Genomic DNA, 23,419 nt, shown 5'->3' on the forward strand with positions numbered 1-23,419 from the left:
GTGGGCTACTCTTCCCTGAATTGGCCGTTTATCCGCTCCAGATTAGTGATCATTTCTTGGATTCGCGCATTCTCATTACGGATGTATTGCTTCATGAAAACAAAATGGCAAATCAGGAACCAGCATATCATAAACATGACTGTGCTAAGAAACATCCAAAAAGGCAACACGAAATACATTTCGATGCCGTATAAGACGAAAGCAATAGCGATACAGGCCTCATATATCGTATAATTACGGGTATTGAAACGGTTACGCTTCTGTTGAAAGGCCTTGAGGTAATTGATGTAATCCTGCGGTTTGGATAAAAGGCAGGCGCTGTTGTTGATCTGCCGGTAATCGTCCAACTGATTGAATAAATAATAGCAGATGCAGCCCGCCATGATAGCCAGTGCAAGGTATGTAGTCCAGGTCGAAAAGCTAACGGCAATACCTATCCATACCAAAATGATTACCGCAATGGCTACGGCTACACTCTGCCAGAGCAACTTTTGGGCAAGTGCGTTTTTGCCGCTTTTGATGCGATTCAGTACCGTTTCAAAGCTAACATTCGGCTCCGGCTTTTGGCCCTGCCATAGCTGCTGTATCTCGTCAAACCCTTTCATTGCTGTTATATATTTCAGTTAGCTTATGCTTTATTCGATGTATCTTTACGCGAAGGTTGCCTTCGGATATGCCGGCTACTTCCGCAATTTCGGTATAAGGGACCTCGTCTAATACCATCGTAATGATAATCCGTTCGTTTTCTTCCAGCTGGGCGATAGATTTGTATAAAAGCGCAATCTGTTCCTGTTTTTCGGAAGCTTCCTCTGCATAGTTCTCAATGATGTTGTCGTTAAGTTCGTCGGTCGCCCGGCGCTTAGCGGTGCGCAGATACGAAAGACAGGTGTTTACCGCTATCCGGTAAATCCACGTGGATAGCTGTGATTGATTGCGGAATTTATCAAGGTTCTGCCATACCTTGATAAAGGTTTCCTGCATCAGATCATTGGCGGAATCCCTATCGCCCGTATAGCCATAACACAGGTGATACACTTTCTTTGAATTATCTTCAAATAGTTGCTGGAACAGTTGTCGCTGGTTATTCATCTATGCCGTTACGTTAATTTGACGTGCTTGATGCCAAGATGTTACAATAATTCATTACCTTTATGCCTATGGAAACCATTATTCCCATACTCATCGCTATCACTGTTTTTGCACTCCAGGCCTATGCCAATTACCAAAAGGAGCAAGAGAAGGCACGGAAAAGGAACTTAGGCCGGCCCCCGCTGCCGGAAGATAATGCCGATCACCTGCCCCATGGCCCCGATCACCGATCACGGGTCCCCGATCCCCGATCCCCGACCCCCGGTCACCGATCACCGACCCCCGATCCCCGGCCACAAGTAAAACCGGCGTTTGAGGATTATTCAGGCGTTGTAGATGCCAGAAAGATAAGGCGGATCCGCCAGGCCCGCGATGGGCGGCAAACACCTCAGCGGTTAGAAGTGGAAGAAGGGACAGCTCCATTAGCGAAATGGGATGAACCGGTGTTCGATCTCCGAGATGCCGTGATTAAATCGGCAATCCTCGAGCGGCCCTATAAATAAACACTTAGGGGCTTACGGACTTATCTTCAAGTTAAAATCATCCATATCTTTCAAGAAGGGTAAACTCGTGCGTGTGTCATCCAAATCCCTTCGGTAGATCGTAAACGTATATAGATCTTCATATTCTGGTTTGTAGTATACCACGTCGCCTATCGGCGATATACACATCGAACCTCCGGAGTAATAAATCTCGTTGCCGTCGTGCCCCACGCGGTTTACGCCGATGACAAATGCTTGGTTTTCAATAGCCCTGGCCGGAATCAGGCTCCGCCAGTGTGCAGAGCGTTTGTCTGGCCAGTTGGCCACATAAAGCAAAACATCATAGGCACCGTTGAGATTACGCGACCATACCGGAAAGCGGAGGTCATAGCAGATCATCGGACAGATCTTCCAACCGTTGAGTTCTACGATGACCCGCTTGTTGCCAGGTGTGAAGACGGTATCTTCCTTTGCAAGACCAAATAGGTGGCGTTTGTCGTACTTAACATAGTCGCCATCTTTGGTCATCCATACAAACCGGTTATAATAGTTGCCCCCTTCTTCAATGATGAGGCTTCCCGCTACTACACAATCATATTGTTGGGCTATTTTGAGCATCCAATGCATGGTTTTTCCATCGGATTTTTCGGCGCACTTCTCCACGTTCATCGTAAAACCAGTATTGAACATTTCGGGTAATATAATCAGATCCGTTTTTTCACGGATGGCCGATAGCCGACGTGACAGGTTATCCAGATTTTTGTCAATATTCTCCCAAAAAAGATAAGCCTGAAACGTCGTGATTTTTAATGCATCCATATCCATAAGCTATGGTGTCCGTTTATTTGTAATTGTATGGCGTGCGATTCGCCACAAGTTAGTAAAAAAAATACAAAAAGCGAATGATCAAGTGCAGGTCGCAATTATGCTGCCAGTTTCTGGTTGGCCACTTGTTCTAAAATGACGGCTGACCAATACCCCTAATTAATGTACATCAAGTGGAATGTAACAGGGTTTTAAAAGGTTAGCAATAGGTGTTTTCCCCTATGAAGTCCCTATAACATCCCTATAATATCCCTATAAAGACCTAATAAATAGGGGGAAAGGTTGGCAGTCAGTGGCCGGACGGGGTATACCCAGTTTGGTATTGAAAAGCATTTGCTCGCGGGGGTATAAACAATTAACAGGTATATATGTATTATTGTACGGAAAAAAGGATTAGACGTTGGTTGTATGGATGCCATAAACATAAAGGTGCTGGCAGAGAAGCTCGGGCTCTCTACCTCAACGGTGTCACGGGCTTTCCGTGGTAACAGCGATATCAATGCGAAAACCAAGCAGCGTATTCTCGAAACGGCCGAAACATTGGGGTATCAGCCCAACATGTATGCCAGCAGCCTGCGTGACCAAAAGAGTAAGACCATTGCCATCGTAGTGCCCGAATTTGCGAATAATTTCTTTTCGCAGGCGATTCATGGCATTGAGCGGGAGGCGCGCATGAATGGCTACCACACCTTGATTTATGTGACCGACGATGATTACGAGAAGGAGGCTTCTTTCGTGACCCAGATTTGCAACGGCCGTGTGGAAGGGGTGATCATGTCAGTGTCCGGCGAAGGGCACCGGCATCAATACCTGGAGTTGCTGGCAAAGCGGGGCATTCCCTTGGTTTTTTTTGATCGGTATTATGATGATGTGGCGGCGACCAAGGTCACGGCAAATGACTATGAGAGCAGCTATGCCGCCACAAAGCACTTGCTTGACAAAGGTTGTTCCAGGGTGGCTTATTTGGTCGTCAACAAACATGTGTCTATCGGCAAAATTCGCCTACAGGGCTATGTCGATGCGCTGCGCGACTACGGTATGGCAGCGGATGACGACCTCATCGTGGAATGTACCAATGACCGGTACGAAATCCGCAGGCGACTGGCCGAATCGTTCGGGCGGCTGCAGCCTGACGGTATTTTTGCCGCCGTCGAGCGGCTGGCGATAGCAACGTACCGGTTCTGTAGCGAAGAAGGTATCGCGATCCCCGAGAATCTGAAAGTTATCGGATTCTCAAGCCTGGAAATCGCAGACTTGCTTAATCCTGCGCTCAGTACGGTTACTCAACCTGCTTATGAGATGGGGGCCACTGCGGCCGCCGTGTTATTTCGCGCACTCAAGGCCGGCGAAAAGCGAACTGGCAATGAAAGTATTATTCTGCCATCGGTACTGATGGAGCGGAAGTCGAGCGCCGGATAGCTTCAAAAAAAAATCTTTTTTTCTTTGAATTCAACGGATGTTGTATACATTTGTTTAAGTTTCGGGAACGTTCCCGAAAATGCTGACCAGCAAAAGTGATCTTTTGCACCCGATTATATAGCCAAAATTGAGGTCATGAAAGGTATTCTTTTTTGTTTCTTATGGGGGCTGGCCGTATTGACAGGCTGTAAGAAGCCGTCAGGAGACGATTCGCCCGGGCCTGATCCGGTGGTCCCGGAAGCCGAAACGGGCCTACTCACATTTATGCCCGCTTTTCCCACAGCCAATGAGGAGATAACGCTGCGGTTCGACAGCGGCAGAGGTAACCGGGAACTACATGGATATGCCGGCGATGTGTATGCACATATCGGCGTGATTACGTCCTTGAGCGGCGGTGCAACGGATTGGCGGTACGTCAAGACGGAATGGGGGGAAAACACCGCCGCCACGCGGTTGGTGGATATTGGAAACGGGGTATACGAGCTTAAATTGAAGCCGCGTGTGTATTTTGGGGTGCCTACGGGCGAAAAACTGCTTAAAATTGCGTTGGTTTTGCGCAGTGCGGACGGTTCGAAAGTGGGCAGAAACAGCGATGGCAGCGATCTGTACGTGCCGTTGTTTGAACAGGGTGGCTTGCATGTCCGTTTTTCTGGTCCTGAAATGCAGCCGCTGTTTTCCCCGCAGCCTTCAAAACTTGTTTATGCGCCCGGTGAGACCATTGAGCTGACGGCGCTGGCTTCCACGTCCGTCGAGCTGGCGATTCATGTCAACGGAAATCTCATCGGGACGGACCGCGGGACGACGTTGCGCGCTACCTATACCTTTACCCAGTCGGGCGAGCACACCTTTACAGCAGTGGCTACGGAAAGCGGAAAATCCGGTGAAGCTGGCTTTTCCGTGTTGGTGCTGGGCGATCCGGAAATAGCGGAGCTTCCCGCCGGGGCTGCGCCCAACGGTGTCACCTTCATGAGCGGCGGATCCGCAGCGGTATTCGCGCTGACCGCGCCGGGCAAAACGTCGGCCTATTTGCTGGGCGACTTCAATGACTGGTCATTTCAGCCGGAAAGCCTGATGAAGCGCACGCCTGACGGCAAGCATTGGTGGGCGGCCGTAGACGGCTTGGACCCGCAGGCCGCCTATGCGTACCAGTTTGTGATAGATGGCACTATCCGTGTGGCTGACCCGTATGCGGAGCTGGTGCTTGACCCTGACCACGACCAGTACATTCCGGGGCATACCTACCCCAACCTGAAATCCTACCCGCACGGAAAAACCAGCGGGATAGTCGCTGTGACGACGGCCAACGAGCATCGGTATGCGTGGCGTACGCAAGGGTTCCGGCGGCCGCATCCGCACGATTTGGTGATTTATGAATTGCATGTAAGGGATTTTATCGCGGCCAGAAACTATAAGACGCTGGTTGACACGCTTAACTATTTGACTAACTTGGGAGTCAACGCGTTACAGCTGATGCCTGTCAACGAATTCGAGGGTAATTCCAGCTGGGGGTATAATCCGTCGTTTTACTTCGCGCCGGATAAATACTATGGCACTAAAAACGATCTCAAGCAATTAATCGATGAATGCCATGCAAGGGGGATTGCTGTCATCCTTGATGTGGTGCTGAACCATACGTTCGGCCAGTCGCCCTTGGTGCGGCTTTACGCCGAGAACGGAAGGCCTTCGGCAGACAATCCTTGGCTCAACACAGAAGCCCGCCATCCGTTCAACGTGGGATACGACTTCAACCACGAAAGTGAATACACGAAAGCTTTTGTGAGCGATGTGTTGCGGTTTTGGATGGAAGAATACCGGGTGGATGGCTTCCGCTTTGACTTGTCTAAAGGTTTTACGCAAAAAAATACAGGCACGTCTGAAAGTGGGGTCGCCGCCTGGAGCGCGTATGATGCATCGCGCGTTGCTATCTGGAAAGCATACCATGCGTTTATCCGATCCATTGATGCGGACTTTTTCGTCATATTGGAGCATTTTGCCGACGATAGCGAGGAAAGCGAGCTGGCAGCCGAGGGTATGCTACTGTGGAATAACCTGAACCACCCGTTCAACGAGGCTACAATGGGCTGGCTGGAGCAGTCGGATTTCAAAAGGTTGTTTCATACCGAACATGGTTTTTCCGCGCCTAATTTGGTGAGCTATATGGAAAGCCATGATGAGGAGCGTATCATGTTCAAAAACCTGGCGTATGGCAACCGATCGGGGGGGTATGACGTACGTCAACTCAATACGGCATTGAAGCGCGTAGAAATGGCCGCGGCCTTTCTGCTGGCGGCACCGGGGCCGAAAATGATGTGGCAGTTTGGGGAGCTTGGGTATGATGTCTCCATTGAGGAGAATGGGCGCACCGGAGAGAAGCCGGTGCTATGGGAATACAACAAGGGGCCGCGCCGTGAACTTTACGAGGCTTTCGGCCGTTTAATCGGGTTTAAAACACACAATGAGATTTTCCGTCACGGCACATTTACTTACCAACTGGCCGGAGCCGTCAAATATATCAGTCTGATGCATGCAGGCCAGCAGGTGGTTGTGGTGGGCAATTTTGACGTGGTGCCGCGCAGGGCTGATGTCGAAGAGATTTCAGCAGGAGATTGGTACGATAATATGGGCAGGCAGGTGATACGGCTGGACGAGGGGTACGCCAAGTCGCTCGCCCCCGGTGAATATTATGTGTACAGCAAAACGGCATTGGCAAGCCGATAAAAAAGAGCGTTGCGGGACGAAACAAAAGCATGGAAACCAAAATGACTGAATATGATAATCAAACACACAAAGCGAATGCTGATGTTGTGCCTGCTGCTGGCGGGCACAACATTCCTGGCCCACGGACAAGGCGGGGCCATCACCGGCCGGGTGGTTGATGAACAGGGCCAGCCACTGCTGGGCGCTTCGGTGCAGGTGAAAGAACTGCGCCGAACGGCATCGACCGATGAAGACGGGCGGTTTGCGCTTCCGGATATTGCCAATGGCACGTATACGGTAGCGGTAACGTATGTGGGATACCTGCCTGCGGAAAAGCGTGTGCCGGTGAGCGGTGCAGAGCAGGTGGCAGACTTCGAATTGAAACCGGATGAACAGTTCCTGAGCGAAGTGGTGGTGATCGGCTACGGCACACAGCAACGGCGTGATTTAACGGGGTCAGTGGCTACCGTAAGTTCACGCGAGTTTCAGTCGGGCACGATTACCACGCCGGAGCAGCTGATAGCGGGCAAGGTAGCCGGCGTGCAGATAACGTCGTCCGGTGGTCGGCCGGGTGCGGGCAGCACCATCCGCGTGCGCGCCGGGGCGTCATTGAATGCCAGCAACGACCCGCTCATCGTCGTGGACGGGGTGCCTCTTGCCGTGGGCGAAGTGCCGGGGGTTAGCAACCCGCTGAGCCTCATCAATCCAAATGACATTGAAACATTTACCGTGCTCAAGGACGCCAATGCGACCGCGATTTACGGTTCGCGGGCGTCTAACGGCGTAATCCTCATTACGACGAAAAAGGGAACGGGCAGCCGGACAGCCATCAACTTCAGTACGCAGCATGCGCTGGCGACGGTGGACCGGAAGGTCGATGTGCTTTCGGCGGATCAGATTCGCGACTATGTGAATGCGAATGGCAGCGAGGCGCAAAAGCAGCTACTGGGCAGCGCGAATACCGACTGGCAAAACGAAATCTACCGGCCGGCGTACACGACCGATAACAACCTCAGCATTGCCGGAAGGGCTGGAGATCTGCCCTACCGTGTTTCGGCCGGTTTCCTGAATCAGGATGGCGTGCTTATGAGCGACCGCCTGCAGCGTACGTCTGCGGCTATCAGCGCCAGCCCGATGTTATTCAACAATACGCTGAAGGTAGATATAAACCTCAAAGGCTCGCACACCCGTTCCAGGTTTGCCAACCAGGACGGCATCGGGGCCTCAATCCAGTTTGACCCCACCCAGCCGGTACGCACCGACAATGCGTTCGGCGGTTACTGGGAGTGGCTGCAATACGATGCGGACAACGACCGGCATGTGCCTAATCCGAATGCGCCCCGAAACCCGGTTGGCCTCATTGAGCTTAAGGACGATCAAGGCGATGCGTACCGCAGCTTCGGGAACATACAGCTCGATTATGCCCTGCCGTTTGTGGAAGGGCTGCATGCCAACCTGAACCTCGGCTACGATGTGTCCAGGGGAAAGGGCGGTGTTTTCATTCCGGCTATTGCGGCGCAGCGGTTCAGCACCGCCGGCGAAGTCACCCGCTATCAGACAGATATATTCAACCGGGTAGGTGAGTTTTACCTCAATTACACCAGGCAGCTCGCCGGAATAAACGGCCATATCAATGCCACGGCGGGTTACGGTTATTACGACAACAAATCAAGGATAAATAACTATAACCGTACCAGCGAGGACGGCACCGTATTGAGCGAGCCTGCGTTTCCGTTTGATGAACCGCAGAACCGCCTGATCTCATATTATGGGCGCCTGATCTATACGCATGCAGACCGTTATATCCTCTCGGGGACGATCCGTACCGATGGTTCCTCGCGGTTTGCCAGCGAAAACCGCTGGGGGGTGTTCCCCTCTGTGGGCCTTACCTGGCGCATCAGGGATGAACCCTTCCTGCGGGATAACCGGGTGTTTTCGGATCTGAAACTGCGGCTGAGTTACGGGGTTACCGGCCAACAGGACGGTATTGCCAACTACTCGTACCTCCCCAACTATGTCAGCAGTGCCAATGAGTCCATGTACCAGTTCGGCGATACCTTCTATTACATGCATACCCCTTTGGCCTATGACCGTGACATCCGGTGGGAAAGCACGGCCACCTACAATGCCGGGATCGACTATGGTTTCTTGGACGGCCGTATACATGGCAGCGTAGACGTTTATTTCAAGAAAACGAAAGACCTCCTGAGCGTAATCCCCATCCCCGTAGGTACCAACTTCAGTAACCTGCTGCTCACTAACGTAGGGAATATGGAAAACAGCGGCGTCGAGTGGAGTATCAACACCACGCCGGTAAGGGGCGAAGCGTTTACCTGGGACGTGGGGTTCAACTTTACCTTCAATACCAACAAAGTAACCAACCTGACCAACGTGGATGACCCGAATTACCTGATTGAACAAGGCGGGATCACCGGAAGCACTGGCAACCACATTCAGGCGCACGTCGTCAACTATGCGCCTTATAGCTTCCGTGTGCATAAGCAGGTGTACGATCAGAACGGCAGACCATTGGAGGGCGTGTACGCCGACCTGAACGGCGACGGTACGATCAACGATGACGATCGTTATTTCTATAAGTCGCCACTACCGCGGTATCTGCTGGGTTTTACCTCTCAGCTCGAATACAGGCAGTTTACGCTCACCACGGTACTCCGTGCCAATATCGGGAATTACGTGTATGACAACGTGTCGTCCAACTTCGGAAGCCGGTACAACGTGCTGGACCCCAATGGGCCCATCAACAATGCTCCCGTGGATTTCCTGAACACGGGCTTTGTGCAAAAACAGTACACCAGCGATTATTATATCCACAATGCGTCGTTCCTGAAGATGGACAACCTTTCGTTGAGCTACAGGATAGACAACCTGCTGCGGGGCAGTGGATCCAGTCTGACGGTTTCCGCCAATGTGCAGAATGTGTTCACGGTGACAAAATATAAGGGGGTAGACCCTGAAATAAGCAACGGAATAGACAATCAGTTTTACCCGCGGCCCAGGACCTTCACCCTTGGGCTTAATCTGGGCTTCTAAAAATCAACGGCGATGAAGAGAACAACGATATTAATGAAAACGGGCTTGCTGGCAGCTTGGATGTTTGCCGCGTGTAGCCAGAATCTGGACCTGGTGCCGACTAACGATATCACAGCAGACATGGCTTTTAGTACACCTGAGGGGTATAAAAGCGCGCTGGCTAAAGTCTATGGCAGTTTTGCTACAACCAGCGGCAGAGGGCCTGGAGAAAGTGACCTCGGCGGGATCGACGCTGGTACGTCTGACTTTTTGCGGCTGTACTGGAATGCGCAGGAGCTGACAACGGATGAGGCTATATGTGCATGGCTTGGTGACCCCGGGATTCCCGACCTGAATTACATGAGCTGGAATTCCAGCCATATTATGCTGCGGGGGCTTTATACGCGGAGCATTTACCAGATTACCGTAGCGAATGAGTTCCTACGGGAAAGCACGGACGAAAAGCTGAACCAACGGGGGATTTCCGGCCCAGAAGCACAGGAAATTGCCCATTACCGTCTGGAAGCTCGTTTTCTTCGGGCATTCCAGTATTGGGTGCTGATGGATCTTTTCGGGAATCCGCCGTTTATCACCGAGACGGATGGGATAGGCAAGGTTCCCCCGCGGCAGATAACTCGGGCGGAGCTGTTTGGATATGTAGAATCAGAATTGCTGGATCTGGAGACACAGCTGAACGATGCCCACCAGAATGAGTACGGACGGGCAGATAAGGCGGCTGCATGGGCCCTGCTGGCCCGCATGTACTTGAATGCCGAAACCTATCTGGGCACAGGCAATGGAAAGTACACCGAAGCCATCACCTATGCAACGAAGGTGATCGATGCCGGATATGCGTTGATGGAAAACTACCGGCACCTGTTTCTGGCAGATAATGACCAGAACAATCCGGAGGTCATCCTATCCATCAATTACGATGGCATTCAGACCCAGAACAATGGGGGAACGACCTTCCTGATCAATTCGTCGGTGCATTCGTCAATGGGGCCTGCGTCTTTTGGCATACCGAACGGTGGATGGGGCGGTAACCGCAGCCGGAGCACACTGCCGCTGGCATTCGACGACCATAGTGGTGCTACAGATACACGGGCCATGTTTATGGGGGATCAATTGGATATTGAAGACCCCAGTTTGTTTACCCAGGGATTGGCGGTGGCCAAGTTCAGGAACGTCACGTCTTCGGGCGAAAATGGCCGGTCGGTCAACGGGGTGTTCTGTTCCACGGACTTCCCCCTGTTCCGGCTTGCTGAGCAATACCTGATTTATGCGGAAGCCGTGCTGCGTGGGGGCAATGGCGGCAGTACTGCCCAGGCGATAGCCTACATCAACAGGCTCCGTGAAAGGGCTTATGGCAATACTTCCGGTAATGTAACCAGCATCTCGCTGGATGGCATTTTAAATGAGCGGAGCCGCGAACTGTATTGGGAGGCTTTCAGACGCACCGACCTGATCCGTTACGGCAGGTTTACATCCGGTGATTATCTTTGGCCGTTTAAGGGGGGCGTGGCTAATGGCGCGGGCGTTGAAAGTTACCGGACGCTTTTCCCTATTCCGGCGGCTGATTTGATTGCCAACCCGAATCTGACACAAAATACCGGTTATTAACAATTAGACTATTGCCATGAACAGATCATATTTAAGCAGCTTGTTTTTTGCGGCTATCGGAATGTTGATGATTACCGCCTGCGATAAAGACGAATCACGGCTGGTGCTGCAACCGGGCGATGGTCCGGTATTGCAGGCATCTGAAAACACACTTGTTCTGGAACGCGAGCATGCCGATGAGGAGGCTATCCGTTTTTCCTGGACGCCTGCTGACTTCGGCTATGCTGCGGCAGTGACCAACACCCTCCAGGTGGCCCACAAGGGGACGAACTTCGAACAACCAAGGGAACGCATTGTTACGGCTGGTGAAAACAGTGCAGGCTTCACGACCTACGACTTCAACAGCCTCCTGCTGGCCCTTGAACTCCCGGTGGGGGAGGCGAGTGAAGTGGAAGTGCGGATACGCGCGAGGATAAACGAAGCGGTGGAACCGCTTTACTCAAACGTGGTGCAACTGACGGTGACGCCTTATGCTGCTATCAGTTACCTGTATGTCCCCGGGGCTTACCAGGGCTGGGATCCGGCTACGGCCGAAAGCCTGGTGTCGCCAACGAGCAACGGCATTTATACGGGTATTATCCGGTTCCCCGAGGCAGGTTCGGAGTTTAAACTCACCCCGGCCCGCAATTGGGATGATTCCTACGGTGAGGATGAACCTGGCTCCATTGTGCTGAATGGAGGCATCAATATCAAAGCGCCGCGAGCTGGAAACCTTGAACTCACCGTCAATACCAACGATAATACCATTAAGTATACCGACCATTCGTGGGGGCTAATCGGCAGTGCTACACCCGGCGGATGGGATACCGATACGGACATGGTGTATGACAACGCCAATGCCGTGTGGAAGGTGACCGTAACGTTGAATCCGGGAGAATTTAAGTTCAGGAAAAACCACGACTGGTCGGTCAACTTCGGCGTGCAGGACGGTGAACTGGTGGAAGGTGGGCCGGATATCGCGCATACAGAAAGCGGTACGTATGTAATTACGTTTGATCCGGTAGCCAAAGTGTACACCATGGTGAAACAATAAAAATCAGTTTTACGAGATGAACGTATTGCTCAGAATGAACGTGTTTTTCAGATGGATACCGGCATGTCTCCTGGCGCTGAGCCTGGGGATGCCGGCAGGCGCGTCCGGCCAGTCCGTAGCGCGCGTAGAGCCGCTCCACTGGTGGGTAGGCATGCACAACCCTGAATTGCAATTGCTGGTATATGGCGAAAATATTGCGGCTTATGAGCCGGAAATCGTGTTTCCGGGCGTACAGCTCACCCAGGTGCACCGGGTGGAAAACCCGAATTACCTGTTTCTGGACCTGCATATTGCGCCCAGTACCACACCGGGTAATGTGCCCATTGTGTTCAATGGATCCGATGGCCGGACCTTCAGTTGGGAGTATGAACTGAAGGCCCGCGAAGCCGACAGGACTAAGGCACAGGGTGTCCGTAGCGACGATGTGATTTACCTGATCATGCCGGATCGCTTTGCCAACGGCGACACGAGCAATGACATCGTGCCGGGCATGCGTGAAACGGCATTAAACCGCGACTCGATGTATTACCGCCACGGAGGCGACCTTCAGGGCATTATCAACAAGCTGGACTACCTCCATGACCTTGGGGTGACGGCCCTTTGGCTTAATCCGGTGTTGACGAATGATATGGAACAGGCTTCTTACCACGGCTATGCGGCGACAGAAAACTATCAAGTGGACCCCAGATTCGGTGACAATGAGCTGTACCGGAAACTGGCAGATGAACTCCACCGAAGGGGTATGAAGCTGATAAAAGATTTAGTGCACAACCACGTCGGGCTGCGGCACTGGACCGTTCTTGACCCGCCTGCTCCGGACTGGCTGAACCAATGGCCCACCTATACCAATACGACGTATAAAGATCAGGTGATTTTTGATCCCTATGCCGCCGAGGCTGACCGGAAACGGATGACCGATGGGTGGTTTGTACCCACCATGCCAGACATGAATCACCGTAATCCGTATGTGCGCAAATACATTACGCAAAGCCACATCTGGTGGGTGGAGTATGCCGGAGTTGATGGCTTCCGCCTGGATACGTATCCGTATAACGATCTGGATTTCATGGCCGATTGGGGTAGGCTCATCAAGGCGGAATATCCGGAGCTGACGTTCTTCGGCGAAACCTGGGTGCATGGTGTGCCCAACCAGGCGGTATATACCCAGGGCAGCACCATTAACCAGCGGTTTGATACGCATATGCCCGGGGTGACGGACTTTCAGACGCACTTTGCCATCATCGAAGCGCTCAATGGGTCGTTCGGCTGGACCGACGGTGTGAATAGGCTGTACAGCGTCCTGGCCAACGACTTCGTCTATGAAGATGCGTACCGCAACGTGGTGTTCCTGGATAATCATGATAAGAGCCGCTTCTTTTCAGAAGTGGGCGAAAATGTGGATAAGTATAAGTCCGGCCTGGCTTGGCTGATGACGACAAGAGGCATCCCGCAGCTTTATTATGGTGCGGAAATAGCCATGAAGAATTTTGCCAATCCGGATGGCATGGTACGGGAGGACTTCCCCGGCGGCTGGCCGACGGATACCGTGGATAAGTTTACCGAGGCCGGACGCTCGGTACTGGAAAATGACATTTTCCAGTACATCCGCACGCTGGCTAACTACCGCAAAAGCAATCCGGTGCTGCAAACGGGCCGGATGATGCAGTATGTGCCGGAAGATGCCGTGTACGTTTATTTCCGTTACAACGATGAAAAGACGGTGATGGTGGTGATGAATACCGGAGAGGATGAAGCTGAAATCGATGTCTCCCGCTTTGAAGAGCGCATCCGATCAGCCACGCGTGCCAAGGATATCATCAACGGGAATACTGTAGACCTTACCGCTCCTCTCAGGTTGAACGCCAAATCCACGGCGGTGCTGGAATTACTATGACAGGCGACAGGAACAACTGGAAACAGCTCGCTGCCGGCAAAGAAGCTTTCATCTTTGATTTGGATGGAGTGCTGGTAGACACAGCTACGTTTCACTACCGGGCGTGGAGGCGGCTGGCCAATGAGCTGGGCTTTGACTTTTCCATGCAGCAGAATGAACTGCTCAAAGGCGTAAGCCGCATGCAGTCGCTGGAGCAAGTGCTCACCTGGGGACGGATGCAGCAGGCCGGTTTGGACAAGGAGCACCTCGCCGAAAAGAAGAATGCATGGTATCTGGAACTTGTGGAACGTATGGGGCCCGACGATGTGCTGCCCGGTGTGCTGGCCTTTCTGCGTGCGGCGAAGGCAACTGGCATCCGCACGGCGTTGGGGTCGGCCAGCAAAAATGCCCGGCTCATCCTGGATCGCACGGGCCTGCAAGGGTATTTCGACGCGGTTATTGACGGCAACGCGGTAGTGATGTCCAAGCCGCACCCCGAAGTGTTTCTCCGTGCGGCCGAAGCGCTGGGCGCTGCGCCGGATGCGTGCCTGGTTTTTGAAGATGCCCAGGCGGGCATCGATGCGGCAAAGGCTGCCGGCATGTCCGCGGTGGGCATTGGCAGCGGGACAGCGCTGCAACGGGCAGACCTTGTGGTTGCAGGGTTGGCGGACTTGAAGATAGATTGACGAAAGCACATAAAATGAACGTTGGATGAAGAACTATATCAAACATGACGAATGGAACATTATCGAAGAAGGATTTAATCCTGCGCTGAACAAAGTTTCGGAAAGTATTTTCAGCATCGGCAACGGACGTATGGGACAGCGGGCCAACTTTGAAGAGCGTTACGGCGGCGAAAGCCTCCAAGGGTCATATGTTGCCGGGGTTTATTATCCCGACAAAACCCGCGTGGGGTGGTGGAAAAACGGATACCCGGAGTATTTCGCCAAGGTGCTGAACGCCCCCAGCTGGATCGGTATCGACGTTTTCGTTGACGGTGAACCGTTGGATCTTCATCGGTTGGAAATCCTCCGTTTCAGGCGGCAGCTTTGCATGAGGGATGGCTACCTGAGCCGGAGTTTTACTGCGCGTTTCGAGGACGGCAGGGAAGTAGCCGTGGAAGCCACCCGGTTTTGCAGCTTGGTGGATGACGAATGCGGGGCCCTTAGCTACCGGATAAGTGCCCGGAATTTCGAGGGGCGCTTTGTCGTGATTCCTTATCTTGACGGTGGTGTCCGCAATATGGATTCGAATTATGATGAGACGTTCTGGGAGTACGTCGCTGCCAGCACCGCCCCGAACCGGTCGGTATTGACCATGCGCACCAAAAAAACGGACTTTTGGGTGACCACGGGCATGCACTATGAGCTGCTGGCTGATGAAGGGCGCATCCAGTGCAGTGAACAGGATGTCAGACGGGATGATTACATCGGCAAGTCCGTAACATTCGATCTGGCTGCCGGCCAGAGCATCGCCGTACGGAAATATGCCGTCGTCCTTTCGTCTGAAAACCATCCCAAAGCGGACATGGAGGCACGGGCATCGGCCATGCTGGACCGGGTGGTGGCCAAAGGTTTTGATCGCATGATGGTTGAACAATCTGAAGCTTGGGGTCAAAAATGGGAAGAAAGTGATATCCGCATCAGGGGAGACATTGCTGCCCAGCAGGCCATACGGTTCAACATCTTCCAGCTGCATCAGACCTACTCCGGTGAAGATGAGCGGCTTAATATCGGCCCCAAGGGCTTTACCGGCGAAAAGTACGGTGGGGCTACCTACTGGGATACCGAAGCGTATTGCCTGCCGTTTTACCTGGCCACGGCGCCGCCGGCCGTGGCTAAAAACCTGCTGCTGTATCGCTACAGGCATTTGCCCAAGGCGATTGAAAACGCCCGCAAACTGGGCTTTGATGGCGGAGCGGCGCTTTTCCCGATGGTTACGATGAATGGCGAAGAGTGTCATAACGAATGGGAAATCACGTTTGAAGAGATCCACCGCAACGGCGCCATCGCATTTGCCATCTACAATTATGTCCGGTACACAGGGGACGATGAGTACCTCGCAGACTATGGGCTGGAGGTGCTCATCGGTATTGCGCGTTTCTGGGCACAGCGCGTCAACTGGAGCGAATACCGGCAGCGCTATGTGATACTGGGTGTAACGGGGCCGAATGAGTATGAAAACAACGTCAACAACAACTGGTATACCAATACGATGGCGGTATGGTGCTTAACGTATGCGCTCGAGGCCCTTACTGCCGTCCGGCATGCTTGGCCTGCCAAGTATGAGGCTGTTATCACCAGGACGGCTTTCGACGAGCGGCATGAAACCGGCACATGGGAAACGATTGTCGAAAAAATGTACTATCCGGTAGATGGCGAGAGGGGTATTTTCCTGCAACAAGACGGTTTTCTGGATAAAGAACTGGTGCCGGCCGAATCACTGCCGGCTGAACAGCGGCCGCTGAACCAGCATTGGAGCTGGGATCGCATTCTGCGATCGTGCTACATCAAGCAAGCCGACGTACTGCAGGGCATATATTTGCTTGAAGATCGCTTTGATCTGGAGACCATACGGCGGAATGTTGACTTTTACGAGCCGCTTACCGTACATGAAAGCTCGCTGTCACCGTGCGTGCATGCTATCCTGGCGGCCAAGCTGGGCGATGAAGAGCGGGCTTACCAATTTTATCTGCGCACGGCAAGGCTTGACCTTGACGATTATAACAACGATACGGAAGATGGGCTTCACATCACATCCATGGCGGGCACATGGATGAGCATCGTGGAAGGCTTTGCGGGTATGCGCGTTCGGGATGGACGGCTGCATTTCAGCCCCATGTTGCCTGTGAAGTGGCAATCGTACGAATTCAGTATCCGTTTCCGCGGTACGGTGCTGACGGTTAAGGTAAGCCGTTCAGGAGTGTTATTGGCTCATAGTGGCAGCGATCCGCTCACGGTTTTTGTCTTTGGTCATCCGTACCGTGTGCCACGTGAAGCGAGCGTTGAACTGGCGGGAGGGCAGCGGATATGAATGTTGTGAAAAAGCCGCGCCTGCGCCTTGGCCAGATTGTAAGTATGAGCGTTGGGTTTTTGGGTATCCAGTTCGGCTTTGCATTGCAGAACGGCAACGCCTCCCGTATCTTGCAGACGTTCGGGGCCGATATTGAGCAGTTGTCGCTGTTTTGGCTCGCAGCACCGCTCACGGGCATGGTCATCCAGCCCATTGTGGGGCACTATAGTGATCGGACGTGGACGCGGCTGGGGCGCAGGCGGCCCTATTTCCTGGCAGGTGCGTTGTGCTCTGCCGTCGCGCTCGTGCTGATGCCTAATGCGGCCGCGCTGACCGCACTGCTGCCATCGTTGTGGATTGGGGCGGGTATGCTGATGATTATGGACGCGTCATTCAATGTCGCGATGGAGCCGTTCCGGGCGCTGGTGGCCGATAAGCTGCCCGATGAGCAACGGAGTGTAGGGTATTCGGTACAGTCTTTTCTCATCGGGTTAGGGGCGGTGGCCGGCTCTTGGTTGCCCTATATCCTGGCGGAATGGGTGGGGGTACCCAAAACCGCGGAGACGGGATATATACCGGACAACGTGCTGTTTTCGTTCTATATCGGCGGCGCAGTGCTGCTGGGCGCAGTACTGTGGACGGTGGTGACCACGCGGGAATATCCACCCGAAGCGCTGGAACGTTTTGAGGCGGCAAGCGGAGTTGAGCAGCCGACCGGCAAGCGCAGCGGGTTATGGGCGATATGGCGGGATTTCCGTGAGATGCCGCCAGTGATGAAGCAGCTGGGATGGGTTCAGTTTTTTTCGTGGTTTGCCTTGTTTTCCATGTGGGTGTTCACGACGCCGGCTATCGCGCAGCATGTATACGGCGTGCGTGCGGGCGATACGTTCTCCCTGCGATACGCAGACGCCGGAAACTGGGTGGGCATTTTATTCGGTGTGTACAACGGGGTCGCTGCGGTTTACGCCCTGGCGCTGCCGCTGATTGCCCGGCGGATGGGCACAAAAGGAGCGCACGCCGTGTCCTTGGTAGCCGGCGGTATCGCCCTAATTGCTATTTACTTCATTCAGGACCCCCGGTTTCTTTTGTTGCCGATGGTTGGGGTCGGGATGGCTTGGGGCAGTATACTGGCCATGCCTTACGCCATCCTGTCCGGCAGCATCCCGGCGCGCAAGATGGGGGTGTATATGGGGATTTTCAATTTCTTTATCACCTTTCCGCAGATCGTGAATGGCTTCTTCGGCGGCTACCTCGTGAAATACGCTTTCGGTGGGCAGCCAATTTATTCGATTATGATGGCAGGCGTATTGCTGCTTGTTGCCGCAGCGCTGGTGTTACGGGTGAAAACGGCGCGTTGAGCCGCTGCTCCGGGAACGTCAGCTCGTCCGGTTGAGTAAAGTCTGTGCCAATGTCCGCAAAGGCGTTTTACGGGTTGTATGAACGCCGATGGCATCCAATGCCGCATAAGCCTGCTCGATGTATCGCTGTTTGGCCAGTTCAGCCGCCTGCCTGACACCGAGGCGGTCGTATAGCACCGTTACGGCGTTTACCTTCGCTTCCGCCGGACCATCGGTGGCCAGCCACCGGTCCAGTTCCGGCCGGATGTCCGTGCCTGCCGTTTCAAGAGCCTTAATCAACAGGTACGTCTTCTTATTGGCCAGGATGTCGCCCCCCCTTTGCTTGCCGAACTGTGCGGGGTCGCCATATACATCGAGGATGTCGTCTTGCAATTGGAATGCAATACCTACCGCAACACCGAAATCGTATATCAGGTTTACGTCTACCTCAGTTGCGTCTGCCAGGATGGCTCCCATCTTCAGGGCGGTGCCAAGCAAGACAGAGGTTTTTAGCCGGATCATCCGGAGGTAGTCATCAATACCCACCGATGCCATGTTTTCGAAATCCATATCCAGTTGCTGCCCTTCACACACTTCGGTTGCCATGGTGTTGAACGCCTCCAAAAGCTGCGGCAATTTTTCAGGTGGGCATTTTGCCAGTTGCCGGTAAGCCATGATAAGCAGGTTGTCGCCCGAAAGAATGGCCACGTTGGGATTCCATTTTTCATGGACAGTTTGCTGCCCCCGCCGCAACGGGGCATTATCCATGATATCGTCATGCATCAACGAGAAATTGTGGAACAGTTCTACCGCCAGCGCGGCCGGAAGGGCCTTCGTGATATCCGTTATTGAAAACAGATCAGCTGCCATCAGCGTCAATAACGGACGAACCCGTTTGCCCCCGATTTGAAGCATATAGCGGATTGAACCGTACAGGTTTTCAGGGTGTTCGGGAATGTTGAGGTTATTCAGACCGTGGTTAATGTGCTGTTGCAGTACGTTGATGCTGTGCATAACATTGCGTAAATTTGCCGCTAAGATAGGATTATTTTGGTGATTGGTGGTCGGTTGTCTGGGGGCGGTGGATAATGCCTATTATCCGATGGCGAAAGGCTGTTATCAATACCTGTTGTCTATTGAAAATATATGGGTTACTTTTGGAAGCTTAAGGGTATTAATTAGTGAGTAAGTTAAGTAAGGCTGTCGCATCGGAAGCGGACTTGAAAACCATTGATGGCGTCGCGGCTGGCGATGCTGAGGTTTTGGAGCAATTGTATCAAGACTATTATCCCATGGTGTTGAAGATGATTGTCCAGAACAGCGGCACCGAAGATTCGGCCAAAGATATTTTCCAGGAAGCAGTTATTGTACTCTACGACCGCGTAAGACAGGGTGATTTTGAATTGAGCTGTAAGCTGAAAACGTATATTTACGCTGTATGTAGGCGGCTTTGGCTTAAACAACTGGGGGCTCAGGAGCGTGTGTTTTACGATGTGGAGAGCTATGCTGAGTTGATTCCGGTGGAGGACGATTTGGCCCGGCATCGTGAAAAAGACAGGGAGCTGTCCAGAATGGAACGCGCATTAGGTGAATTGGGCGAGCCTTGCAGGACCATTATTAAGGATTTCTACATATTAGGATTGTCTATGCAAGAAATCTGTGAAAAATTTGGATATACCAATGCGGACAATGCCAAGACGCAGAAGTACAAGTGCTTGCAACGTCTTAAGAAATTGTTTTTTGCAGCAATACGATAAGTGAAAAGGATATGATGAACGAACATGCATTTACCCAGCAAGCTGATAGGTACCTTAATGGTGAAATGGACAGTACAGAACGGGTCGCTTTTGAGCAATACTGCCATGAGCACCCCGAGGTGGCCGAACAACTGGCTCAGCATCGGCTGTTCCTGCGACAGTTGAAGGAGCAGGCCGCGCGGGCGGCATTCCGGGAAACCCTGACTAAGGTGGCGGCTGATTACCATGCGCCTGTGGCGACGAATACCGATGCTGACCGGGAGCCGGTGGTGCTGACCCTCTGGAATAGGTTTAAAGTGAACGCGCTGGTAGCGGCGAGCGTTGCGGTGGTGGCTGTTTTTTCCACGCTTTGGTTGTCGGGATATTATAAAACCATCCAGACAACCACGTCGAATTTCAGTGCGTTGCGGCGGGACATGAATACGGTGAAGAAAAACGTGAATGCCCAGAACGCCGTGATACGGAATATTAATAGCGGCCAGAAAGGCGACCCGGTAGGGCATTTCGGAGCTACGGGATTCCTTCTTTCCGGCAATGGCTATGTCGTTACCAATTATCATGTGGTAAAGGACGCAGACTCGGTACACCTACAGAATAACAAAGGAGAGTCGTTCAGGGCCGACGTTGTTTATACCGACCCGGCGCACGATTTAGCGATGCTGTATATCAGCGATAGTACGTTTAAAGCATTGAAAAGCGTCCCTTATACCTTCAAGTCGTCGCCTTCGGAGCTCGGAGAAGATGTGTATACCATCGGGTTTCCGCGCGATGAGGTGGTGTATGGACAGGGTTACCTAAGCTCGCAGACCGGGTATGCCGGCGATACCACAGCCTATCAGATTTCGATTCCGGTTAACCCGGGCAACAGCGGCGGTCCGGTGCTGGATAGCCGCGGCAATGTAATCGGTATCATCAGCGGTAAACAAACGGGTATTGATGGTGCCTCATTTGCAATAAAGAGCGAAGCTATGCTGAAATCCATATCGGCCATTGCGGTGGATTCCTTGGAAAGCAAATTGGTTATCAATAAGAAAAATTCGCTGAACGGATTAAGGCGTACTGAACAGGTGAAGAGGATTCAGGACTATGTATACATGGTTAAGGTATTTTAACGGCAGGACACTGTGAAGCAAATGGAAAGCGGCTATCTCATCAAAGACAGCCGCTTTCTTTTTTAAATATTCGGTTGCGGGGTCGTACGCAGGTAGGGTTTGATAACCTTATGCCCTTTAGGGAATTTAGCCGGGATTTCTTCCGTTGGGATAGCCGGTACGACAATGACGTCTTCCCCATGCTTCCAGTCGGCCGGAGTGGCCACGCTATAGTTGTCGGTCAGCTGCAGCGAATCGATAACCCGGAGGATTTCCAGGAAATTCCGGCCTGTAGACGCCGGATAGGTAAGGGTGAGCTTAATCTTCCGGTCCGGCCCGATGATAAACACCGAGCGCACCGTGGCCGTAGCCGATGCGTTGGGATGGATCATATCATAAAGCTCGGATACTTTACGGTCTTCATCAGCAATCAACGGAAAATCTACCTCACAGTTCTGTGTCTCGTTGATATCGTTAATCCAACCGGTGTGTTTTTCCAGTGGGTCCACACTTACGGCCAATACTTTTACATTGCGTTTCTCGAACTCTTCCTTCAGTTGTGCCGTCCGGCCCAATTCCGTTGTACATACGGGGGTATAATCCGCCGGATGCGAAAATAACACCACCCAGCTGCCTTCGGTGTAATCGTAAAAATCGATTTCTCCTATTGTCGTTACCGCTTTGAAATTCGGCGCGGTATCACCCAATCGTAAACTCATAGTTGGTTCCTCCTTTTTATAAGTCATTAGTCTACAAAGTTAGTAGATTTTGCAAGGATAACAAACCATGTAACAAATTCGTTTTCATTATGTCATAAAAAAGATGGAAAATGATTCGATCCCAGAGATGTCGCCAGTTTACCGTAAAAAGATTATGCTTGAATTGGCTTTCTGGAAGCATAAAATGACGCGGAAGCAGCCATTGGGTAGTGTATTGGCTAAAAACGTCCAATCGAAGCTCAATGATCTTATTCCGGAGAAGGTACATCAAGCCATCACCTTTACAATTGAAAAAATGGTCAAAGGGGTGTTGTTCGGCGCACAATACACTACGGCACCGCCGAAGGCATATAGCAGTTTCCAACTCCGCGAAGCCTATGTACTGAAGGTTATTGACACGTATAAAAAGACGGCCTCCGTAGAAGGTGCGGTTACCGGAGCTGGCGGCATCTTAATGGGGATTGCTGATTTTCCGGCCCTGCTGGCCATTAAAATGAAAATGCTGTTCGATATCGCAGTGATATATGGTTTTGATGTAAAGACGTATAAAGAACGGCTTTTCCTGCTCACGGTGTTTCAGCTGGCTTTTTCGAGCCATAAGCACCGCGGCGAAATATATAACCGTCTGCTCCGTTGGGAAGCTTACGCAGCGGAATTGCCCGACGACGTTGACAGCTTCGACTGGCGGACGTTCCAATTGGAATACCGCGATTATATCGATCTCGCGAAAATGGCGCAATTAATCCCGGTAATCGGTGCTGCCGTCGGCGCGGTAGTGAACTACCGGCTGGTGCAGCAGTTGGGAGCCACGGTGATGAATTGCTACCGGATGCGGTTGCTGGAAAAGAAATAAGCTTGTTTTGGGCGATATTTTTCTCAATATTTGTCTTTGGTTTGCTTCCTTGCTGGTTGGCTGAATATACTGGTCGAGGCGTTATATATTATCACATGCTTATCCGAGATTATCGTTTTGACGATCAACCGTTCATTCTGGAGTTACTGCGGCTGAATACACCGATGTATTTCGCTCCGGAAGAGGAACCCGACCTGCGCTATTACTTAGCGCATGAGCTTGAAGCGTATTTCATCGTCGAACACGAATGCCAGCTCATCGGATGCGGAGGCATTAACTTTTCCAATGATCGAACAACGGCGACAATCAGTTGGGACATCGTGCATCCGATGTATCAGGGCCAAGGAATCGGGACATGGTTGCTGAATCACCGGATAGCGCGGATACAATCACTGCCGAATAGCCGGTCTATCACCGTCAGGACTTCCCAGTTTGCCCATAAATTCTACGAAAAGAACGGGTTTAAATTGACGGAGATCCGGGAAAGCTATTGGGCAAAAGGATTTGATTTATACCACATGGAGTATACGTTAAAGCAATAATTCACCTATAGCATCACGGCAACCGATGGCTTTAGAC

At 52.2% G+C, this 23,419-nt stretch carries 19 protein-coding genes; 14 read left to right on the forward strand and 5 right to left on the reverse strand.

All coding sequences use genetic code 11. From position 1 onward, the window contains the following. Nucleotides 1-5: 5 nt before the first annotated feature. Together BM030_RS00495 and BM030_RS00500 are read right to left on the reverse strand one after the other, a co-directional pair. Nucleotides 6-605 carry a hypothetical protein gene (locus BM030_RS00495; protein WP_090970012.1) on the reverse strand — a complete coding sequence of 200 codons (600 nt, stop codon included), beginning with the start codon at nucleotides 603-605 and terminating at the stop codon, nucleotides 6-8. Next, the gene (locus tag BM030_RS00500) at nucleotides 592-1,089 is read right to left on the reverse strand and encodes an RNA polymerase sigma factor (RefSeq protein ID WP_090970014.1); all 498 of its coding nucleotides are present in this window, start codon (nucleotides 1,087-1,089) and stop codon (nucleotides 592-594) included. The genes BM030_RS00495 and BM030_RS00500 overlap by 14 nt, the downstream gene beginning before the upstream one ends. A 68-nt stretch (nucleotides 1,090-1,157) precedes the next feature. Between BM030_RS00500 and BM030_RS19770 the strand changes: the two genes are divergently transcribed. Then, nucleotides 1,158-1,592, forward strand: coding sequence for a hypothetical protein (locus tag BM030_RS19770; RefSeq protein WP_170845584.1), 435 nt, complete (start codon nucleotides 1,158-1,160; stop codon nucleotides 1,590-1,592). A 12-nt stretch (nucleotides 1,593-1,604) separates the two neighbouring features. Here the strand turns inward: BM030_RS19770 and BM030_RS00510 are convergent, their stop codons facing one another. Beyond that, nucleotides 1,605-2,390, reverse strand: coding sequence for an amidohydrolase (locus tag BM030_RS00510; protein ID WP_090970895.1), 786 nt, complete (start codon nucleotides 2,388-2,390; stop codon nucleotides 1,605-1,607). A gap of 414 nt (nucleotides 2,391-2,804) precedes the next feature. On the opposite strand from BM030_RS00510, the gene BM030_RS00515 reads away from it, so the two are divergent. The 9 genes from BM030_RS00515 to BM030_RS00555 all read left to right on the forward strand — a co-directional run bounded on the left by BM030_RS00515 (nucleotide 2,805) and on the right by BM030_RS00555 (nucleotide 18,441). Next, nucleotides 2,805-3,815, forward strand: coding sequence for a LacI family DNA-binding transcriptional regulator (locus BM030_RS00515; RefSeq protein ID WP_090970018.1), 1,011 nt, complete (start codon nucleotides 2,805-2,807; stop codon nucleotides 3,813-3,815). Between the two features lie 135 nt (nucleotides 3,816-3,950). Next, nucleotides 3,951-6,533, forward strand: a complete 2,583-nt coding sequence (locus BM030_RS00520) for an alpha-amylase family glycosyl hydrolase (RefSeq protein ID WP_090970020.1) — start codon at nucleotides 3,951-3,953, stop codon at nucleotides 6,531-6,533. Nucleotides 6,534-6,584: 51 nt separating this feature from the next. After that, nucleotides 6,585-9,563 (forward strand): SusC/RagA family TonB-linked outer membrane protein, encoded by a 2,979-nt coding sequence (locus BM030_RS00525; RefSeq protein WP_090970022.1) that lies wholly within the window; start codon nucleotides 6,585-6,587, stop codon nucleotides 9,561-9,563. Nucleotides 9,564-9,575: 12 nt separating this feature from the next. Continuing rightward, nucleotides 9,576-11,165 carry a RagB/SusD family nutrient uptake outer membrane protein gene (locus tag BM030_RS00530; protein WP_170845585.1) on the forward strand — a complete coding sequence of 530 codons (1,590 nt, stop codon included), beginning with the start codon at nucleotides 9,576-9,578 and terminating at the stop codon, nucleotides 11,163-11,165. Nucleotides 11,166-11,181: 16 nt separating this feature from the next. Further along, a complete protein-coding gene (locus tag BM030_RS00535) occupies nucleotides 11,182-12,198 on the forward strand; it encodes a SusE domain-containing protein (protein WP_090970023.1) in 1,017 nt (338 codons plus the stop codon). Between the two features lie 16 nt (nucleotides 12,199-12,214). Next, entirely contained in the window at nucleotides 12,215-14,092 is a 1,878-nt protein-coding gene (locus BM030_RS00540; RefSeq protein WP_244518575.1) for a glycoside hydrolase family 13 protein, read from the forward strand. After that, nucleotides 14,089-14,757: a beta-phosphoglucomutase gene (gene pgmB, locus BM030_RS00545; RefSeq protein ID WP_090970024.1), complete on the forward strand. Its 669-nt coding sequence runs from the start codon at nucleotides 14,089-14,091 to the stop codon at nucleotides 14,755-14,757. Before BM030_RS00540 ends, pgmB begins: the two co-directional genes overlap by 4 nt. Before the next feature lie 25 nt (nucleotides 14,758-14,782). Next, a complete protein-coding gene (locus BM030_RS00550; protein ID WP_079714893.1) occupies nucleotides 14,783-17,104 on the forward strand; it encodes a glycoside hydrolase family 65 protein in 2,322 nt (773 codons plus the stop codon). Continuing rightward, a complete protein-coding gene (locus tag BM030_RS00555; protein ID WP_090970026.1) occupies nucleotides 17,101-18,441 on the forward strand; it encodes an MFS transporter in 1,341 nt (446 codons plus the stop codon). Before BM030_RS00550 ends, BM030_RS00555 begins: the two co-directional genes overlap by 4 nt. Before the next feature lie 18 nt (nucleotides 18,442-18,459). On the opposite strand, the gene BM030_RS00560 is transcribed toward BM030_RS00555, so the two are convergent. Continuing rightward, on the reverse strand, nucleotides 18,460-19,434 hold the full coding sequence (locus BM030_RS00560; protein WP_090970028.1) for a polyprenyl synthetase family protein: 975 nt from the start codon (nucleotides 19,432-19,434) through the stop codon (nucleotides 18,460-18,462). Nucleotides 19,435-19,601: 167 nt separating this feature from the next. On the opposite strand from BM030_RS00560, the gene BM030_RS00565 reads away from it, so the two are divergent. Continuing rightward, the gene (locus BM030_RS00565) at nucleotides 19,602-20,177 is read left to right on the forward strand and encodes an RNA polymerase sigma factor (protein ID WP_090970030.1); all 576 of its coding nucleotides are present in this window, start codon (nucleotides 19,602-19,604) and stop codon (nucleotides 20,175-20,177) included. Nucleotides 20,178-20,188: 11 nt separating this feature from the next. Further along, nucleotides 20,189-21,289, forward strand: coding sequence for a S1 family peptidase (locus tag BM030_RS00570; RefSeq protein WP_090970032.1), 1,101 nt, complete (start codon nucleotides 20,189-20,191; stop codon nucleotides 21,287-21,289). Between the two features lie 62 nt (nucleotides 21,290-21,351). Here the strand turns inward: BM030_RS00570 and BM030_RS00575 are convergent, their stop codons facing one another. Beyond that, the gene (locus BM030_RS00575; protein ID WP_090970034.1) at nucleotides 21,352-21,987 is read right to left on the reverse strand and encodes a peroxiredoxin; all 636 of its coding nucleotides are present in this window, start codon (nucleotides 21,985-21,987) and stop codon (nucleotides 21,352-21,354) included. A gap of 103 nt (nucleotides 21,988-22,090) precedes the next feature. Here BM030_RS00575 and BM030_RS00580 point away from each other — a divergent pair, with 103 nt between their 5' ends. Both BM030_RS00580 and BM030_RS00585 read left to right on the forward strand, forming a co-directional pair. After that, a complete protein-coding gene (locus BM030_RS00580; RefSeq protein WP_244518576.1) occupies nucleotides 22,091-22,840 on the forward strand; it encodes an EcsC family protein in 750 nt (249 codons plus the stop codon). Nucleotides 22,841-22,935: 95 nt separating this feature from the next. Beyond that, the gene (locus BM030_RS00585) at nucleotides 22,936-23,382 is read left to right on the forward strand and encodes a GNAT family N-acetyltransferase (RefSeq protein WP_170845586.1); all 447 of its coding nucleotides are present in this window, start codon (nucleotides 22,936-22,938) and stop codon (nucleotides 23,380-23,382) included. The last annotated feature ends 37 nt before the right edge of the window (nucleotides 23,383-23,419 follow it).

This window comes from Parapedobacter composti (assembly GCF_900112315.1).
GTDB classification, from domain to species: Bacteria; Bacteroidota; Bacteroidia; order Sphingobacteriales; family Sphingobacteriaceae; genus Parapedobacter; species Parapedobacter composti.